This window comes from Klebsiella sp. F11 (assembly GCF_056712265.1).
Genome location: NZ_CM160060.1, coordinates 1,297,895 through 1,312,015, shown reverse-complemented (window position 1 = coordinate 1,312,015; position 14,121 = coordinate 1,297,895). Strand labels below are relative to the sequence as shown.

11 protein-coding genes are annotated in these 14,121 nt (G+C 59.5%); 4 read left to right on the top strand and 7 right to left on the bottom strand.

Annotation, left to right across the window (positions count from 1 at the left end):
* Nucleotides 1–9 precede the first annotated feature (9 nt).
* Entirely contained in the window at nt 10–1,173 is a 1,164-nt protein-coding gene (gene oqxA, locus AC1M2H_RS06575) for a multidrug efflux RND transporter periplasmic adaptor subunit OqxA (RefSeq protein WP_480150760.1), read from the bottom strand.
* A 548-nt stretch (nt 1,174–1,721) separates the two neighbouring features.
* Between oqxA and AC1M2H_RS06570 the strand changes: the two genes are divergently transcribed.
* Together AC1M2H_RS06570 and AC1M2H_RS06565 are read left to right on the top strand one after the other, a co-directional pair.
* Entirely contained in the window at nt 1,722–2,576 is an 855-nt protein-coding gene (locus tag AC1M2H_RS06570) for a PA4780 family RIO1-like protein kinase (RefSeq protein WP_480150759.1), read from the top strand.
* 492 nt (nt 2,577–3,068) lie between these two features.
* Entirely contained in the window at nt 3,069–3,980 is a 912-nt protein-coding gene (locus AC1M2H_RS06565) for a sugar phosphate isomerase/epimerase family protein (protein ID WP_480150758.1), read from the top strand.
* A 103-nt stretch (nt 3,981–4,083) separates the two neighbouring features.
* Here the strand turns inward: AC1M2H_RS06565 and AC1M2H_RS06560 are convergent, their stop codons facing one another.
* The 6 genes from AC1M2H_RS06560 to AC1M2H_RS06535 form a co-directional block, all read right to left on the bottom strand.
* Nucleotides 4,084–5,019, bottom strand: a complete 936-nt coding sequence (locus AC1M2H_RS06560) for a 2-hydroxyacid dehydrogenase (RefSeq protein ID WP_480150757.1) — start codon at nt 5,017–5,019, stop codon at nt 4,084–4,086.
* 50 nt (nt 5,020–5,069) lie between these two features.
* Nucleotides 5,070–6,290: an MFS transporter gene (locus tag AC1M2H_RS06555; RefSeq protein ID WP_480150756.1), complete on the bottom strand. Its 1,221-nt coding sequence runs from the start codon at nt 6,288–6,290 to the stop codon at nt 5,070–5,072.
* A 456-nt stretch (nt 6,291–6,746) separates the two neighbouring features.
* Complete coding sequence (locus tag AC1M2H_RS06550) at nt 6,747–7,598, bottom strand: sugar phosphate isomerase/epimerase family protein (protein ID WP_480150755.1); 852 nt, start codon at nt 7,596–7,598, stop codon at nt 6,747–6,749.
* Nucleotides 7,599–7,676: 78 nt separating this feature from the next.
* Nucleotides 7,677–9,668: a transketolase gene (gene tkt / locus AC1M2H_RS06545; RefSeq protein WP_480150754.1), complete on the bottom strand. Its 1,992-nt coding sequence runs from the start codon at nt 9,666–9,668 to the stop codon at nt 7,677–7,679.
* Complete coding sequence (tal, locus tag AC1M2H_RS06540; protein ID WP_480150753.1) at nt 9,655–10,635, bottom strand: transaldolase; 981 nt, start codon at nt 10,633–10,635, stop codon at nt 9,655–9,657. The genes tkt and tal overlap by 14 nt, the downstream gene beginning before the upstream one ends.
* Before the next feature lie 13 nt (nt 10,636–10,648).
* A complete protein-coding gene (locus tag AC1M2H_RS06535; protein WP_480150752.1) occupies nt 10,649–11,128 on the bottom strand; it encodes an RpiB/LacA/LacB family sugar-phosphate isomerase in 480 nt (159 codons plus the stop codon).
* Between the two features lie 330 nt (nt 11,129–11,458).
* Between AC1M2H_RS06535 and AC1M2H_RS06530 the strand changes: the two genes are divergently transcribed.
* Nucleotides 11,459–13,219, top strand: coding sequence for a dihydroxyacetone kinase family protein (locus AC1M2H_RS06530; protein WP_480150751.1), 1,761 nt, complete (start codon nt 11,459–11,461; stop codon nt 13,217–13,219).
* A complete protein-coding gene (locus tag AC1M2H_RS06525; RefSeq protein WP_480150750.1) occupies nt 13,210–13,989 on the top strand; it encodes a triose-phosphate isomerase family protein in 780 nt (259 codons plus the stop codon). The genes AC1M2H_RS06530 and AC1M2H_RS06525 overlap by 10 nt, the downstream gene beginning before the upstream one ends.
* The last annotated feature ends 132 nt before the right edge of the window (nt 13,990–14,121 follow it).

Below are 14,121 nucleotides of genomic sequence, written 5' to 3'. Positions count from 1 at the left end.
GTCAAGGGATCAGTTAAGGGCGGCGCTGGCGGTCATGGCGACAGTTTTCGCGTTAACCGGCATGCCCGGCATAAACACTTTTTGTAAGCCGTCTACGATGACTTTATCGCCGGGGTTAAGCCCCTGCTGCACGATGCGCAGGCCCGCCGCCAGGCGGCCGGGCGTGATATCACGACGCTGCGCTTTACCATCTTTATCAACGATATAAACGTATTTTCTGTCCTGATCGGTTAAGACCGCCTTGTCGTCAATCAGCATGGCGTTGAATTCAGCGCTGCCCGGCAGGCGCACGCGGGCGAACAGTCCCGGGGTAAACAGGCGCTGGGCGTTATCCAGCACCGCGCGCATGCGGATCGTACCGGTGCTCGGGGTGAGCTGATTGTCGAGGAAATCCACTTTGCCCTGATGGGGATAGCCCTCCTCTCCAACCAGGCCAATTTCTACCGGCAGGGCCAGATGGCTGCTGGAGGCACCCTGCCCGCTGCGGGCCAGGTTTTGGTAGTGAAGATAGGTTGATTCATCCACGTCAAAGTAGACGTAAACCGTCTTCTGCGACACCAGGGTGGTGAGTACGCTGGCGCTGTCGCCCGCGGTGACGAGGTTGCCGCTGGTAATCAACGCGCGGCTGGCGCGGCCGTCGATAGGCGCGGTCACTTTGGTAAAATCAAGGTTCAGTTGCGCCGCATCAACCGCCGCCTGCGCCGCCCGCATATCGGCCTGCGCCTGAACGGCGGCCGAACGCCGCTGCTCCCACTCTTCGCGGGATACCACGTTGGTGTTCACCAGCTTGTCGGTACGGCCGGCCTCGCTGCGCGCCAGGCTGGCCTGGGTTTTGCTGCGCGAGAGCTCCGCCTGCGCCTGTTCGAGCGCGGCGCGGTAGGTTCTGTCGTCGATGGTGAACAGCACCTCGCCTTTTTTCACCTCCTGGCCGTCGGTGTAGTTCACCTTATCGATATAGCCGGAGACGCGCGGGCGCAGCTGGACGCTCTCTACCGCCTCGATGCGGCCGTTAAAGCTATCCCACTGGCTGACGGGCTTAACCACCACGTCGGCGGCGCTGACGGCAGGCGCCTGCGGCGCGGCGTTTTGCGCGATGCCGTCATCGCATCCGACAAGCAGCGCCGTCCCCAATAAACGCCGATGAAAGTTAACCCAAGGTTTTTGCAGGCTCATTATTTTTATTCCGCTGGTTGTGTTGCCGCCGAACAAGACGCCGCGGGGGACGCAGCGCCACTTCCTTTGTTCGGACTGGCTGAAGGCCATTTGTGTCGCTCATCGCCACAAAATATGTATCAATTACGAGTACACTATCGCGGCGATTGTAGGGAGGCGCTAAATTAAGTGCAAGAATAATTGTTGCACTTTATGTGCTATTCGCGGGAGCGAAGTATGACCATTTGTTAAGGGCCGCCGTTGTTTCTGGCTTTAGCGCAGCCCTCACGCATCGCCCGGCGGGTTCGGGGCCGTACCGCTGCGCCAGCCGACCCCAAATATGCCATCGGCGATGCGATGACCCCCTAAGAGCCCGCACCGCGCATGCCCTGCGGCCGTTTTGTGCCCGCATTCCTGCGGGACAATTTCCCTGATTCCAGTTAACCTTATGACCCATTGCAGAAAACATCGCACTTACTGAGCAATGTCATGATTTTGACCAGGAGGGAACACGATGACTGTCCCGTATTATCAGTACGAAAAGCGTCTGAAATAAGGTATAAAGCCGCATGAAAATCCCAAACAGAATCCAACCTCTGGTCGATGACGGCCTGATAGACGAAGTGCTTCAGCGGCTGAAAAGCGGTAAAGAGGCCGACGTTTACACTGTTTTATGCGGTGACAAGATCCAATGCGCCAAAGTCTACAAAGAGGCGGCACAGCGCAGCTTTAAGCAGGCCGTGCAGTACCAGGAAGGGCGTAAAGTCCGCAACTCGCGCAATAACCGCGCGATGCAAAAAGGCTCAAAGTTCGGCCGCAAGCAGCAGGAAGAGACCTGGCAAATGGCGGAGGTCGACGCGCTGTTCCGCCTGGCCAACGCCGGGGTTCGCGTACCTCAGCCCTATATCTGCCTTGACGGCGTGCTCTTGATGGAGCTTATCACCGACGCCGAGGGCGCGGTGGCCCCGCGCCTGAGCGATGTGGCCCTGACGGAAGAGGAAGCCGTTGCTGATTTCGCGACCATGATCCGCAATATCGTGCGCATGCTGTGCGCCGGACTGGTACACGGCGATTTATCGGAGTTCAACGTCCTGCTTGACGCGCAGGGGCCGGTGATTATCGACCTGCCGCAGGCGGTAGACGCCGCGGCAAACAACCATGCCCGGTCCATGTTCGAACGCGACGTGAATAACATCACCGCCTACTACGGCCAGTTCGCCCCGCAGCTCTTAAAGACGCGCTATGCGAAAGAGATCTGGATGCTATATGAAGACGGGAAATTAACTCCGGAAACGCCGCTAACCGGCCTCTATGTCGAAGAGGTTCACGCGGTCGATATGGACTCGCTATTGGATGAAATTACCGCCGCGGAAGATGAGTTCTACGAACGCCAGCGCGCCGCCAAAGAGCGCGACGATGAGTAGATTTCGGCCTTTGCGCTGCCGCACGGCGGCCCGGGCCAGGGGGCAGACAGGCGCTTAACCGGCGCCTCTTCCCGCGGATAGGCCCTGCGAGGGGCCCGTCTGGCCGTACAACGCCGGCGACGGTTCACCCGCCGCGAGATCCTCAGCTTAATCAACGACTCCTGGCAGAGTCCTTCCCTCCCCCGCAGCCATCATACTTTTGAACATCAAGGTAACTCTTGAATGCTCCTTATTGCGCCGCACTTCGCCGCCGACGCTTGCGCACGCCCCACAACGGCGAAAAATTATCTCAAATAAAATCAATAGAAATATGCGCATAACCGCTGTTCAAAGCAAAGTGCGATCGGCGTCAAGGTTATCGCATTACCCGCGTTCTATGTTTGTTCATATGTTCAGTTATCATTAAAATGTTCACAGACAATAAGGCGCTTCCTGCACCTGGCGTAACCCTTTAGCCCACACCTTAACCCCGCTCTTTAAGGAGGCAGTGATATGACAGCAACGACCGAGTTGTACCCTTCGGCGCACATCGCCGAACTTTTTTTCCCGCTGGCCGGCGACGAGAACGCCGTTTTACAGGTCATCGACAAAATCGCCGCTACCGGCTATTACCGGGGGTTTGAAACCGGCATTATTCATCGCCCGGAAATCGCGGCGAATATCCGCCATCTCGCTGAACAGCAGCGCCTGAAGGTCACCCAGTGGCTGACCTTCGAACTGCTTAAAGACCATCTCAACCTCAGCAGCCTCGACCCCGAGCTGAGGGAAAAATCCATCCGCCGCGCCTGCGAGCTGGTCCACCTGGCGGCCGAATGCGGCACCAGTAAACTGTCGCTGGTGAGCGGCAGCGATCCCGGCGACGCGCGCCGCGAAGAGGCAAAAAAGGGGTTTGGCGAAGCGCTGGTGCGCATCGGCGAAGTCGTTGCCCGGTATGACAACATGATTTTACAGGTGGAGCCGCTCGACCGCTTCGCGCATAAATGCCAGCTGATTGGCCCAACGGATGAGACCGTGGAGTGGATGCAAGCGCTACGCCCGGACTGCCCGAAGCTCTATCTTGCCTGGGACAGCGCCCACGTCTCGCTGAATCAGGAAGATCTCGTCGAATCGCTGACGCTCGCCGCGCCGCTGATTTCACAACTGCATCTGGCTAACGCCATCCTTGACCCGCAGGCCGAGGGCTACGGCGATTATCATATGAAATTTGGCGAACCAGGATTCCTCACCACCGCATCGGCGGCGCACATCATCCGCACCGCAATGGGCCTTGCGCTACCGAAGGAGCTCGGCCCTATCTCCCTTGCCGTTGAAATGCGCACCACCGAGCAGGACGATCTGTGGGATAACGAACGCCAGTGCCGCGAGTTTCTGCAGAGCGCCTGGCGCGAAGCGCTGCGCGGATAGCAACACCTGAATAGCGACGCCTGAATAGCAAAGGGGCCATAAAGGCCCCTTTTTATTAACCGCATTTTATTAACCGCATTGCGATCCTGGCATTACGCTAACGTCACGCCACCGATACCGGCGTCAGCAGCGGCTTACCGGCATAAAACGCCGCGATATTATCGATAACCAGCTGCGCCATCGCCGCGCGGGTGGCGCGGGTGGCGCTGCCGATATGCGGCGTCACCACCACGTCATCGCGGTTCAACAGCGCCTGCGGAACCTGGGGCTCGTTCGCAAAAACGTCCAGACCCGCGCCGCCGATCGTGCCGAGGGTGAGCGCCTCCGCCAGCGCCTCCTCATCCACGACGCTGCCGCGGGCAATGTTAATCAAAATCCCCTGCGGGCCAAGCGCGGCCAGCACGTCGTGATTAATCAACTTCTGGCTCTCCTTCCCGGCGCTGGCGCACACCATCAGCACGTCGCTATTTTTCGCCAGCTCCAGCAGATCGGAATAGTAGGTCACCTCGCTGCTCTCAACGGGATTGCGATCGAAGCAGGCAATGCGCATCGCAAAGCCCTGCGCCCTTTTCGCGACGGCCCGGCCAATGCGGCCGAAGCCCACGATGCCCAGACGCCCACCGCTGACTTTGGTGGACTGCGGGTAGGCGCCGGATTGCCAGCCGCCGCGCTCGATAAACTTCTGCGCGCCGGTAATACGCCTCGATACGTTCAGCATCAGGGCGATCCCAAGGTCAGCAACGTCGTCGGTTAAAATATCCGGCGTATTGGTCACCCGGACGCCCCTGGCGGAGGCGGCACGAATATCCACGCCGTCATAGCCGACGCCAAATACGGCGATTAATTTTAATTGCGGTAATTGATTAATCAACGCGGCTTCAACCTTCGACTCGCCGCTGGCTAATATTACCTGGACTTCCCCGGCAATGGCATGCAATTGTTCAGCAGATAATTTGCTGTATTCATACAACGTGTGGGCGAGCGCCAACTCATCCGCTAACGTCTGCGGTACTTTATCCACTCGTAATATAACTGACATATCAGCATCCTGTATTTAATAGCGATTTATCCGCATAACTCAGCGGCTATTTATTTCTGGTACGACAGCTGGCCGTTTTTCAGCGGTAATTTATTGAAGTTAATGCACAGCGTTCCAACGGTGTAGAGGCCGGCGCAGATGGCGAAATAGACCAGCACGCTTTCAAAGCTGCCGGTGGCCTGTAAAATAACGCCCACCAGAATCGGTACCAGAATCCCCGCGCAGCTGTTCGCCATATTCATCAGCCCGCCAACCAGACCAACGCGGTCTTTCGGCGCCAGAATCGCCGGGAAGCTCCAGTAGAGGCTGCCGAACATCATAAAGAAGGCGGCGACGGAGAGCAGGCCAACCGCCAGGTTCGGATCGGTCACCGTTGACAGCGCGTACAGCACGCTCAGCCCGACGATGCCGGAAATAGACAGCAGGCTTTTCAGCGATACGTTATGGCTGACGCCTCTTTTCACCAGGAAGTCGACGAAGAAGCCGCTAAACAGGCATCCCAGCGTCCCCATGATAAAGATGATAAACGTCGAGTTGCCGATAGAGGCCAGCTGCAGACCCTGCGCCTGCGCCAGATAGCTCGGTCCCCAGGTCAGCAGCCCCCAGTACACCATGCCCCAGGAGGCGCGGCCGATCATGATCGCTATCATAGTAAACCAGCTGATCCCCAGCCCCCTGGTCGGCGCGGTGTTATCGTCGCCGGTCGCGCCGCTGACGTTGCCGGCGGCAATATACGCCACCTCCTGCGGGTCAACTTTCGGGTGTTCAGACGGGCGGTCGCGCAGAATTCGCCATGCCACAAAGCCCAGCAGCATCGTGAACAGGCCCACCACCACGAAGGTGACGCGCCATGAGTCCAACAGCACGATGAGATGCGCGACGATGATCCCGCCGATCGCCACGCCCAGCGGGCTGCCGGAGTCCATGATAACCGCCCCGCGGCCCCTTTCCGATTGCGTCAGCCAGGTTGAGCTCAGCTTCGCGCCGCTGGGTGAAACCGGCGCTTCCATGGCCCCTAAGCCGATACGGGAGAGGATCAGGCTAATCCCGCCGCTCGCCAGACCGATAATGGCCTGGAAGAACCCCCAGCCAAACAGCGCGCCGGTGATCACTTTACGCGGACCATAGCGGTCGAGCAGCCAGCCTCCCGGCACCTGCAGCAGCGCATAGGACCAGAAGAAGCTGCTGAGAATCAAACCCTGCATGGTTGGTGAAAGATCGAACTCTTCTTTTATATAGGGCATCCCGATCGATAAAGTAATACGATCCATCAGGTTAACGGCTAATAAGAAGAACATTGTACCAAAGATAACCCAGCGGTAGTTGGTAGGTTTCCTGGTATTGGGTATTGGAGTAAGTGTAGAGTCAGACATAATTAACCTTCGATTTTAAAAGTCGTTAAAAAAATAAAACGAAATTAATCTATGAGCGTTAAGTACCCGGTGAACATTAGTTACGCTTTTGAATTATTACGAACAAAAGAGCAGCCAGTGAACTTATGTTAAAAACATAACAACATATGCGTCATAAACCGTATGCGACTTTAATCACAGAACATGGAAATGTGCTTATAATCATTTTTATAACCCCAAATAAAATACCGCCACTAACCTTTAGTTCATTCTCAATGATAAATAAGAATAAGCTACGGGATTAAAAATAAAATAAATTGCGCCAGCGGCTTATATCCTTTACCCGGAATTTCAGCGATGACGCATTTTTATTTATCAGGCGCCTGGAGGGTAGCCCAGCCATTTTTCCAGCATCTGTCGGGACTGGATCAGCACCTCCAGGCTGTACGCCGGATCGATGGGCGAAGCCCCCCTCACCGGATAGCTGTCGCGCTGGCGATGCATGCGCAAAGGGATCTCCAGGCTACAGGGAATAGCCCGCGCCTCCAGCTCTTTCAGCATCGGCACATAGTTCAGCTGTCCGTAGCCCATCGGCGTGAAGTGCACCTCTCCGTCGCGGACCTGTAGATCCTTCAGGTGGCAATGCTGAGCCCCCGGCAGCATGGCGATCGCCTGCTCAATCGGATCGACGTCCGGACACAGCGAAACGATATTGCCGGCATCAACGTTGAAGGCCACCGCCGGGCTACCGATAGCGTCCAGCAGCGCAAAGCCGTCGTCGGCCAGGCGGAAGACGTCATAATTCGGATCGCCGCCGTTTTCCAGGCAGATCGTGCAGTCGTGCTCGGCGGCAACCGCCGCCAGCTCGCGCAGGTTATCGATAATCCGCGCGCGGTCGGCGCTTCTGCCGACGCAGACGTTGAGCCATTTGGCGCCAATCATGCTGGCAAAGCGGATGCGCTGGCTGAACTGCTCCACGGCATCCGCGGCGCCCATATTCATCGTCGCCCCCAGCGCATACGTGCCCAGCTGGTGTTTTTCCAGCAGCTCACGAATATGCGCCGCGTTTTCCGCACCAAAGAGCTCGGGCGGCATATCGCCCACGTAGCCCTGGTTATAGGCCAGCTCAACGTAATGAAACCCGGCTTTTTTTATGGTGCTAAAGGCGACGTCGGTATCGAGGCCGTCAAACATCGCGGTATTTACGCCAATCACAAGGTTGCTCATGCTGATTCCCTCCTTATTTCAATCATCGGGGCTACCGGTCGCCGTCTGGCGCCGGGCAGCACAATATTTTACCGCCGGCTACAGCAGCGCTTTCGCCTTCGCGACAACGTTCTCAACGGTGAAGCCAAACTCTTCGAACAGCAGCTCCGCCGGCGCAGACTCGCCGAAGGTGGTCATCCCGACGATGGCGCCGTTCAGGCCCACGTATTTGAACCAGTAGTCGGCGATACCCGCTTCCACCGCCACGCGGGCAGAGACCGCTTTCGGCAGTACGGATTCACGGTACGCCGCGTCCTGCCTGTCAAACGCGTCGGTAGACGGCATGGAAACCACGCGCGCTTTCACGCCTTCAGCGGTCAGTTTGTCCCACGCGGCAACCGCCAGCTCCACTTCTGAACCGGTGGCGATGAAGATCAGCTCCGGCTGGCCGGCACAATCCTTCAGCACGTAGCCGCCGCGGGCAACGTTCGCCAGCTGCTCTGCCGTACGCTCCTGCTGCGCCAGGTTCTGACGCGACAGGATCAGCGCCGTCGGGCCGTCGTGACGCTCCACGCCGTATTTCCACGCAATCGCCGATTCCACCTGGTCGCACGGACGCCATGTGCTCATGTTCGGCGTCACGCGCAGGGAAGCCACCTGCTCAACCGGCTGGTGCGTCGGGCCGTCTTCGCCCAGACCGATGGAGTCGTGGGTGTAGACCATCACCTGACGCTGTTTCATCAGCGCCGCCATGCGCACCGCGTTACGGGCATACTCCACGAACATCAGGAAGGTGGAGGTGTACGGCAGGAAGCCGCCGTGCAGGGAAATCCCGTTGGCAATTGCGGTCATGCCGAATTCACGCACGCCGTAGTGGATGTAGTTCCCGGCGGTGTCTTCGTTAATCGCCTTCGAGCCGGACCAGATGGTCAGGTTGGACGGCGCGAGGTCAGCGGAGCCGCCGAGGAATTCCGGCAGCAGCGGGCCAAAGGCTTCAATCGCATTCTGCGACGCTTTACGGCTGGCGATTTTCGCCGGGTTCGCCTGCAGCTTCGCAATAAACTCGTTCGCTTTCGCGTCGAAGTCCGCCGGCATCTCGCCTTTCATACGGCGGGTATACTCGGCGGCTTCTTGCGGGAAGGCGCTGGCGTAGGCGGCGAACTTCTCGTTCCACGCCGCTTCTTTCGCCTGGCCGGCCTCTTTGGCATCCCACTGCGCGTAGATGTCAGACGGGATTTCAAACGCCGGGTGATGCCAGCCCAGGGCCTCGCGGGTCAGCGCGATTTCCGCGTCGCCCAGCGGCGCGCCGTGGGAGTCGTGGGTGCCTGCTTTGTTCGGCGAACCGAAGCCGATGATGGTTTTGCACATCAGCAGGGACGGTTTGTCGGTCACCGCGCGCGCTTCTTCCACCGCGCGCTTGATGGCATCGGCGTCGTGGCCGTCCACGCCGCGCACCACGTGCCAGCCGTAGGCTTCAAAGCGTTTGGCGGTATCGTCGGTGAACCAGCCTTCAACGTGGCCGTCGATGGAGATGCCGTTGTCGTCATAGAACGCCACCAGCTTGCCCAGCTTCAGGGTACCGGCCAGGGAGCACACTTCGTGAGAAATGCCTTCCATCATGCAGCCGTCGCCCATGAAGGCGTAAGTGAAGTGGTCGACGATATCGTGGCCCGGACGGTTGAACTGCGCCGCCAGGGTTTTCTCGGCAATCGCCATGCCGACGGCGTTGGCAATCCCCTGGCCCAGCGGGCCGGTGGTGGTTTCCACGCCGGCGGTGTAGCCGACTTCCGGGTGGCCCGGGGTTCTGGAGTGCAGCTGACGGAAGTTTTTCAGTTCTTCAATCGGCAGGTCATAACCGGTGAGGTGCAGCAGGCTGTAAATCAGCATCGAGCCGTGGCCGTTGGAGAGCACGAAGCGGTCGCGGTCGGCCCAGGCCGGGTTGTTAGGGTTATGGTTCAGGAAATCACGCCACAGGACTTCGGCAATGTCAGCCATACCCATCGGGGCACCCGGGTGGCCGGATTTGGCTTTCTGTACCGCGTCCATGCTCAGCGCACGAATAGCGTTGGCCAGTTCTCTACGCGATGACATCGTCCGCCTCCTGTTTTTCCAGCAGCTCGCTGAGCATCGCCTCCAGCTTTTGCTGGTCCTGGGCAAACAGGCGAATGCCTTCCGCCAGCTTATCAACCGCCATCGGGTCCTGATTGTGCAGCCAGTAAAACTCGGACTCGGTGAGCGGCGACGGCGGCATTTCGCCGGCCTGCGGCGGCACCAGCGCAACGCGAAGATCGCCCTCCATTCGGCTGAGCTCCTCCAGCAGCGCCGGAGCAATGGTCAGGCGATCGCAGCCGGCCAGCGCAATTACCTGCGCCGTTTTGCGGAAGCTGGCGCCCATGATCACCGTCGGGTAGCGGTGCTTCTTATAGTAATCGTAAATATTGCGCACCGAGACGACGCCAGGATCGTTCTCCGCCGCATCGTCCTTCAGCAGGTCGCGTTCGCGATACCAGTCGTAAATTCGCCCGACGAACGGCGAAATCAGCCATACTCCCGCTTCGGCGCAGGCGCGCGCCTGGGCAAATGAAAAGAGCAGCGTCAGGTTGCAGTGAATGCCTTCGCGCTCCAGCTCTTCCGCCGCCTTAATCCCCTGCCACGTCGCGGCCAGCTTGATCAGCACCCGCGAGCGATCGATTCCGGCCTGCTCATACAGGCGAATCAGCTTGCGCGCTTTCGCCACGCACAGCCCACGATCGTAAGAGAGGCGGGCATCCACCTCCGTCGACACTTTGCCCGGCACCTGCCCCAGCAGCTCGAGGCCAATATTTACCGCCAGCTTATCGCTGGCGTTAATCAGCCGCGTTTGCGCCGTGCCGCCCTGCTCGCCGGCCCAGGCGATGGCCTGTTCGATCAGCGGACGGTAGAGCGGCTGCGCGGCGGCTTTGAGGATCAGCGACGGATTGGTTGTGGCATCCTGCGGATGGTACTCACGGATCGCGGTGATATCACCGCTGTCCGCGACAACGGTGGTCACTTCTTTCAGTTTTTCCAGAATGGTCATCGTGATGACTCCTTTATTCGTCTGCGCGGGCCGCACCGTCCGGGTGAACCAGCGTTTCGTAGTAATCGATACGCTGCACCTTCGGCCCGGAACGCCCGGCTTCAAACTCGGAGGCAAGCCAGGTATCGACCAGCATCAGCGCCAGCTCGCTGCCCACCACCCGCGCGCCGAGGGTCATGATTTGCGCATTGTTGCTTTTGCGGGCGCGCTCGGCCGAGTAAACGTCATGACACTGCGCGGCGCGAATGCCGGGCACCTTATTCGCCACAATCGCCATCCCGATGCCGGTACCGCAAAATAGCAGCCCGCGTTCAAAGGTGCCTTCGCGGATAGCCGAAGCCAGGTTAAAGGCGATATCCGGGTAGATCTGCTCATTTCCCACCACGTCGTGGCTAAAATCAACGACCTCGATGTCCCGCTGCTGAAGATGTTCCTTTACCAGATTTTTAAGTCCGGTCGCAGCATCATCCGCGCCGATTGCGACTTTCAACATTTTTCTTACCTCATTAATGACAGCGTTAGTATCAAACTTATGTTCAGAAGCCGATCGTGTGATGGATTCAGGCTGGAATTACCGGCCGCTTAACTGAACTAAAGTTCACTAGTTGTTCGTATGCAATAAGGTTTAGCAAGAAAACGACGGTTAAAAAAGGGGCTGTAGCACAAAAAATAGCTTTATTAAGCAAATCACGACCTCGATCACATATCCACCTGCTGAACATTTGATTGATTCATGTGATCTGCTAGCGTTCATTTGTGATGGTACAAATGGCCAGAAACTGGCGGCTGGGAAACTAAATACAAATCATCTGGAGAAGACAAAATGAGCTGGATTTTTAACCGACCGTCAGACTTCGCAAAAGAAATGGTGGCGGGCTTCGTCAGCGCCCACGCGTCAATGGTGCGCCAGGTTCCGGGCGGGGTCGTACGTAACACGCAAAGCAGGCAGGGCAGCGTGGCCGTCGTGGTCGGCGGCGGATCCGGGCACTACCCCGCCTTCGCCGGGCTGGTCGGTCAGGGCCTGGCCCACGGCGCGGCGATGGGCAATCTTTTCGCCTCACCTTCGGCGCAGCAAATCTGCTCCGTCGCGCGGGCGGCCAATAACGGCGGCGGCGTGCTGCTGATGTTCGGCAACTACGCCGGCGACGTGCTCCATTTCGGTCTCGCCTGCGAGCGGCTGCGCGCCGAGGGGATTCCCTGTGAAACCATGGCCATCACCGACGACGTCTCCAGCGCGCCGCTGGCTGAAAAAGAGAAGCGCCGCGGCGTAGCCGGCGATCTGGTGGTGTTTAAAGCCGCCGCCGCCGCCGCAGAGCGCGGCGATTCCCTGGCCGAGGTGCTGGCTATCTCCCGCCGCGCCAACGAGCAAACGCGCTCGCTGGGCCTCGCCTTCAGCGGCTGCACCTTCCCCGGCGCGGAGCATCCGCTGTTTACCATTCCGGAAGGGAAGATGGGCTTTGGCATGGGGATCCACGGCGAACCGGGCATTAGCGAGCTGGACACCGTGTCGTCGCACGAGCTGGCGCAGATGCTCACCAGCACCCTGCTGGAAGAGCGCCCGCAGGCTATCGCGCAAACCAAAGGCGCGCGCCTGGGCGTGATCATTAACGGTCTTGGCTCGGTGAAATATGAAGAGCTGTTCGTCTTCTGGCACGACGTGCAGCCGCTGCTGCAGAAAGCCGGCGTCGAAGTGGCTGACATTCAGATTGGCGAGTTTGTCACCAGCTTTGATATGGCCGGGATGTCGATGACCTTCGTCTGGTTTGATGACGAACTGGAGGCCCTGTGGCTTGCCCCGGCCACCACTCCCGCCTTTAGCCGCGGCTCCGTCCTGCCGCACGTCCCTCTCGATCCGCAGCGCCTGGAGCAGAGCGGCGAGGTCAAAATTCCCCAGGGCAGCGCCGAATCGAAAGAGGTCGCCGTTAAGGTGATGCGGATGGTTGACGCCGTCGCGCAAACGGTGATTGATAACGCCGAGGAGTTTGGCCGTATCGATGCCATCGCCGGCGATGGCGACCACGGCATCGGTATGGAGCGCGGCGTCGTTGCCGCCCGCAGCGCGGCGAAAAAGGTGCTGGAACAGGGCGCCGGAGCCGGTACCCTGCTACAATTCGCCGCTGACGCCTGGGCCGATGAGGCCGGCGGTACCTCTGGCGCCATCTGGGGCGTGATTCTTAATACGCTGGGTATCACCATCGGCAATCAGGAAAAACCTGACGCCGCGCGGGTTGCGCTGGCCATCGCCAAAGCCAACGCCGGGGTGATGCATTTTGGCAAAGCCAAACCCGGCGATAAAACCCTGGTCGACGTGCTGCTGCCGTTTAGCCAGGCGCTGAGCGCGGCAACGGACGAGGGTCTCTCGCTCGCGCAGGCCTGGGATAAAGCCGAACGCGTTGCCCGCCAGAGCGCGCAGGATACCGCCCAGCTGCTGCCGAAAATCGGCCGCGCCCGCCCGCTGGCGGAGCGCAGCCTCGGCACGCCGGACGCCGGCGCGGTGTCGCTGGCGATGATTATCGCCGCGGTGGGCGCCTGCCTGAGCGATAACGCAGAAACTCAAGAACCCCGGGAGAACGTATGTCCCTAAGCCCCATCGTCGGCACCAGCCATAAAACCTATTTTGGCTATGGCCAAACCCGGGCGTGGTGCCAGCAGGTTGCCGAGCTGCTGCGCCAGCAGCCGGCAGAGCTGACGGCGCGGCTGCAGCTGTTCACCTTCCCGGCAATGCCGGCGGTGGCGGAGGCGCTGCGCTGCTTTGAGGGAACGGCAATGGCCACGGGAGCGCAGAATATCTGCGCCACCCCGCCCGGCGCCTGGACCGGCGAGAGCAGCGCCGCCATGCTGCAGGAGATGGGCTGCCGCTACGTCGAGCTCGGCCATGCCGAACGGCGCCGCCACTTCGGCGAAACCACCGACGTCATCAACCAGAAGATCGATATGGCCTACGCAACTCATCTCACGCCGGTCGTTTGTATTGGTGAAGAGCAGCAAATGCGCGCTGAAGATGCCGCCGCCTGGGCCATCGGTCAGGTGCAGGAGCTGCTGGCGCACCGCGGAGACGACGCGCTGCCGCCGACGATTTTTGCCTGGGAGCCGCAGTGGGCCATCGGCGCGCCAAAGCCCGCCAGCGACGACTATATCCGCCACGTCTGCCGGGAGCTGCGCGCGCATTTGCGGCAAAATTACGGCCCGCAGTTTCAGGTTATCTACGGCGGAAGCGCGGGCCCAGGCCTGCTCAGCCGCCTGTGGCCCGACGTTGACGGCATTTTTCTTGGCCGTTTTGCCCACCGGCCCGAGGCCTTTGCGTCAATTCTTGCCGAAGCGCAGCAGATAGCGGTCGGGCGCCCGGAGAGCTAGCCGCCCTTCCCCAGGCGCGACGGGTTCATGGAGGGCCGTCGCGCTTACCCTGCTTGAGGTAAAAACGTTTCTGATATACTTTCAGCAAATGTTCACCCCCTAAACATTAATCTACCGCGTGGAGAAAGCAGC